This window comes from Paracoccus yibinensis (genome assembly GCF_030846195.1).
GTDB classification, from domain to species: domain Bacteria; phylum Pseudomonadota; class Alphaproteobacteria; order Rhodobacterales; family Rhodobacteraceae; genus Paracoccus; species Paracoccus yibinensis.
The window spans coordinates 1-4,858 of record NZ_JAVCWH010000047.1 but is presented as its reverse complement, the minus strand read 5'-3'; the positions used below and the strand labels follow the sequence as shown (position 1 = coordinate 4,858).

General features: G+C 61.7%; 2 protein-coding genes and 2 pseudogenes. 2 read left to right on the top strand and 2 right to left on the bottom strand.

The genetic code is table 11. The annotated features are described in order from the left end of the window. Positions 1 to 187: pseudogene (locus RAH32_RS21210) on the top strand (IS481 family transposase); the annotation flags it as partial. A 94-nt stretch (positions 188 to 281) separates the two neighbouring features. Here RAH32_RS21210 and RAH32_RS21205 read toward each other — a convergent pair. Then, on the bottom strand, positions 282 to 1,508 hold the full coding sequence (locus RAH32_RS21205) for an IS110 family RNA-guided transposase (protein WP_306610379.1): 1,227 nt from the start codon (positions 1,506 to 1,508) through the stop codon (positions 282 to 284). Positions 1,509 to 1,753: 245 nt separating this feature from the next. Here RAH32_RS21205 and RAH32_RS21200 point away from each other — a divergent pair. Beyond that, positions 1,754 to 2,044 (top strand): annotated as a pseudogene (locus RAH32_RS21200) (IS481 family transposase); the annotation flags it as partial. A gap of 9 nt (positions 2,045 to 2,053) precedes the next feature. Here the strand turns inward: RAH32_RS21200 and RAH32_RS21195 are convergent. Beyond that, the gene (locus RAH32_RS21195) at positions 2,054 to 4,744 is read right to left on the bottom strand and encodes a right-handed parallel beta-helix repeat-containing protein (protein WP_306610378.1); all 2,691 of its coding nucleotides are present in this window, start codon (positions 4,742 to 4,744) and stop codon (positions 2,054 to 2,056) included. Positions 4,745 to 4,858: the final 114 nt, after the last annotated feature.

Sequence of the window (4,858 nt, the reverse complement as noted above, 5' to 3'; positions counted from 1 at the left end):
CGCCGCCAATGCGGTCGCCTTTCTCGCTGAGGCACAAAAAGCCTTCCCCTTCCGGATCACGCATGTGCTGACGGATCGCGGCTCCTGCTTTACCGCCGAGGATTTCGAACGCGCCTGCGCGACACTCAAGGTCATTCGCCGCACCACCAGACCCTATACCCCCCAAACCACGGATGAGATTGAACAGCCCCTTTCTTCAGAGATGTGCTATTTTCTCTCATTGCGGGCGACCGCGTGGCAAAGAGCAGAGCGTGAGGTGCAGGCTCCGCCGCGCCGCCGGATCAGTGTCGCGCCTCGTTTGCGGCGCCCGCACCTTGTTTCTGCTTGCGCTGTCGCCAACGCTGCATAATGCGGCGATAAGCGTGCTCGGCTTGTTCAGCCAAGGCTTGATCCGCCGCCCGGCGTTCCGGGAGGTTGTAGTCATAGGCACTACCCCTCTGGCCTCGCTGTGCCGGACGGCCTGCTGCGAGTTCTAGGCTGCGCAGTTTCCGGGCCATAAGGGTTGGCCGACCCCATGCGTAATCCTCGCCTTTCTTGAGCATGTGCCAGATCAGGACTGCGAGTTTTCTGGCGACCGCCACGGCCGCGACATGGTTGCCGCGCCGCGCCCGCACCCGCTCGTAGAACGCCCGCATCGGCCCGGGGCTTCGCACCGTCTGCCACGCCGCTTCGACTAGAAGATGCCGGGCATCGCTTCGACCACGCTTGGTGATCCGGCCGTGATAGGCTGGCCCGTCGCCGGACTGCCGTACGCTTGGATTGAGACCAAAATATGCGGCAAGCTGATCGGCCGTGGCGAAGCGATCGATGCGACCAATGGCGGCCATGACGCCGACGGCGACTACCATGTCGATCCCGGGGATCGTCATCAGCTGCTTGACGTCCTCATCCTCGAGCGCGGCCGAGGCGATGTCCCGCTCAACCTGTTTCTGGGCTTCGGTCTGGCGATCATAATCCTCAAGATGACGCTCGACCGCCGCCTGCTCGTCTTCGGGCAACACCTGCGCGCGGAGCCAGGCCCGACCCTTGCCACCGAAGAGATCGGTATGCGGACACCGCGGCGCGAGATGTGCGTGCAGGATAGACTGCACGATGGCCTTCAGCCGCACCCGGCTCTTGACCAGCTGGTTCCGGCGCGTCACCTGCCGGCGTCGAGCCAGCGTCTTCTCGTCAGGAATCCAGACCTCGGGCAAAAAGCCCGCTGCGTAAAGCCGCGCCAGGATCCGGGCATCGATCTTGTCAGTCTTGGTCTTGGCTCGCGCAATCAGGTGCACCTGAAATGGGTTTGCCACCGCAACGCGGGCGACCTTCGGCGCCAGGATCTCGAGCACCGCCGTGGCGTTGCCAGTCGCTTCTACCACCACATGATCTGTCGACCGCAACGTTGTCGCGAAGGCCACGAGGTGATCCCGCGTCATGCCGATGCGGCCGAGCTGCCGGTACCCTCCATCTTCCAATGCCACCGCCTCTGCGAAGACGCGATGGATATCGAGTGCGATGATCCGCATGTCTCCCTCCTTGCCAACAATAGCGGGAGCGGGCGGGCACGCGGCATCTACAGATCCGTGCTCTCGGCACATCCGGGCGAGCCGCAGGGGCGACCACATAACGGCACGGGCTCGCAGCCCAGGTTTGTTGCTTGGTCTGCCCGCACTCACGTGCTCCCGATGCCCCGAATCCCGGATGCATTCAGGATAGCACCAGCGCTGCAAACAACCGAGGATGTCGAAGCATCGACTCGATCATGCCGGATAATGGCATGGTGGAACGCTTCAACGGCCGTGTCGCGAGCGAAGTTCTCGGCATCACTGTCTCCAGCCATGCAGAGCTGGAAGTTCTCCTGACCGGCTACAATCAGGCCTACAACCGACGACGACAGCGCGTCCTTCCCGGCTTGTCGCCCCTCGATACCGTCCGCCGACGCCTCGAGCACAACAATCGCCTGGCAAACCCGTGCTACACCCCAGCCAACAGCAACGACCTCATGCCGAAGGTCGACGCAATCCTGTTCTATGCCAATGAGGTCTCACAACCAGACAACTAGGAGTTCAAGTCAAAGGGAAAGTGGGTCATCTACCAGGGAAAGACGTGGATCATGTAGAGCCTGCCACAAATCCTGCATGTCCACCTTGTGCGACCATATCTCGGCGCGTTCTGCTCCGATGACGGCCGTTCTGATCTCACCCGTGCCAGTGCTGTTTGCAGGGTCCATCACAAAGCGGAACTCATCGGCATCATAGTCGATGACGACAGTGGCGTTCCGGTCTTTCGCCATACCGATCACCTCGATCGAGTCGAAGCTTCCCACAATCTCATCGGCTTTGATCAGCGTTTCGCTGACGCTGCCGGCGCCTGCAACCCAAGCGGAGATGTCGATCTTGAGGTCGCCATCGAGACGGACGGCGGTGTCGATCTGCGGACTCGCGCCGAAGGCGCCCGAGCGGAACTCGCCAAGCGTGGAAAGACCTGCGGCATCAGCCTTGAAGAAAAGCGTCGCGCCATCATGCATACGTAGGACTCCAGTATCGCCATTATGGCCATCAAAGCCCACCTTGACCCGGTTTCCCTCGATGGTCAGGCTGCTGCCCTCCATCAGGTCAAAGGATCCGCCGGGGATAGCCAGCAGGGCTTGGGCATTGTCGCTCACATGCATGTCGATCGTGCCGACCATGCTGCCCTTGTTGGCGAAGCGGCCGCCCGCCACGTCGATCTCCAGCATGTCGCTGTCGCGATAGCCGTCAATCCAGACCTGGCCAGCCCGATCGATCGAGAGCGAAGCGCCCCGGTCGCCGACGCTGATGTCGCCGTCCATGCTGAGCTTGCCCGAGGTGGCGATGAGCTTGCCGAAGTTGCCGAAGTCGAAGTCGTCGACCTCCACAGTGAGGCTGCCGAAATGGACGGCATTGCCTGCCAGATCGACACTGTCGCCGTCACGGGTTCCGGGCAGGTCGTTAGTCGACCAGTTCAGGCGGTTGTCCCAGCGCATGCCGTCGCCACGCTCGTCCGGCGCGAAGACCATGGTCTCCGATCCGGTCCGCACTGCGATGTCTAGGCCAAAGCCTTCGCGGAAGAAGGCGATGATCAGGTCGGCATCCACGACGCTGTCCAGCTGGCCATGAGCCTGGGCGCGCAGCACGGCCGCCAGGTCGGCAATGGTGGCGCCTTCCTTACCCAACAGCTGGGATGAGAATTGCTGGATAGTGGTGGCGTCCATCTTGGCCGCATCGGGACCGGCTGTGTTCTTGTCGAGCGTGTTTTTCTGGCCTGCCGCCCATTTGTAGACAATGGTGTCATCGAAGAAGCGCGCGTCATTCTTGTTAAGGGCATGATGCGTGACAGTCTTCTGGGTGATCTCGGCGGCATTCGCAGGATCGGCCAGATGCGCGACGATGTTCTCGATCAGCGAGGTCTGCTTGCCGTGATCATCGATCCCGTAGGACAGCGCGCCTTCCGAATTTGACACCCGCTTGTGGCCGGCCGAGGTGATGACGTTGCCGTTCATGAGGGTGTAATTGCCAAGGGTTACTCCACCAAAGAAGTTCACCGCGGCGTTGTTGTCGAGGAAGACGTTGTCCTCGATAAAGCCGCCCGACCGAACCTGGGCTCCGAAGGAGGCCCCTCGCATGATGATGTTGTCGACCAGCGTGACGTCGAAATTGTTGTTCTGGATGTAGATGTTGTGACTATACATCGATGGCGGCATCGGCTTCGTGGCTGCCAGCTTGTAGTCGTAGCCTTCTGCCCAGCCATTGTGGTCGAACAGGTTCTCGTCCAGGCGCACACCCTTGCTGTTCGCAATATAGACGCCGCTCTTCCGGTTGATGTGGGCATACCAGGTGTCCCCCTCGTTCAGCGGAGCATCGCGGACGATGTCCAGGAAGTCGCTCCTGCGGATGGTCAGACCGTTGACGTTCTGGAAATTCCCTTCCGCTTGAACGGTGACGTTGTCGACCAGCAGGTTGGTCCCCAGAAGAGCCTGGGCGCCGGACAGCTTCACGCCGGTGACGACCATGTGCGATGATTGGGTCTGGAACACGTTCATCATGCCCAGCTGAGGGTCCTCGCCCACGCCATATGCCGTGACAACAAGCGGGTTCAGTTCCGACTCGCCGTGGGCGCCGCGGTTGAAGAGGCGCTGGGCTTCCGGATACTCATAGCCGCGCTCGAAGAGGAGCCAATTGGACGTCGTTTTGCCGCCGGTGGTCGTATTCCAGAGCGCCATACCAAGGTCAGCCGAGAGGGCCATGTCCTCGGTGGCGCCATATTCCGGGTTTTTCTCAAGCCACCTGCCCCAGCCCGCTTTATCGATCGCGGCAACGGTTGTGCCTTCTATCTCGGCAATGTCCGCCTTGGTGAGGGCATGCTCGCCCGCGGAGACAAAGATCTTGCGGTGATTGTCACCATGTTCGAGGACCAGATCGCCCTTGGCATCCGTTTCCAGCATGTAGCCTTTGCCGAGGCTCCATCCGTCGAGAACCTTGGCGGGCGTCAGATCGACGCCGGCATCGACACGAACGACCGTCTTGTCGGCCAAGGTGACCTCGTATGAGAAGCCGACCTGCCCAAGGCCTTTCTGTGCGTCGGTCATGACCAGATTGATGCCGTTCTCCTGGGAGACGCTGACATGCCCGGCTTCGGGCTGCTCCAGGATGCGGATCGAGGTGATCTGCTGGCCGTTGGTGACGGAGGCAGGAACCTCGAGATGGGCTACCCTATCTTCCTGGGCCGTGGCGCTGATCTGCACGGTCTCCGGCTCAGGCGCGGGCTCCGGCTGGGGCTCAGGCTGCGGCTGGGGCTCAGGCTCGGGCTGCGGCTGGGGGGCAGGCTGCGGCTGGGGGGCAGGCTGGGGAGCGACCAC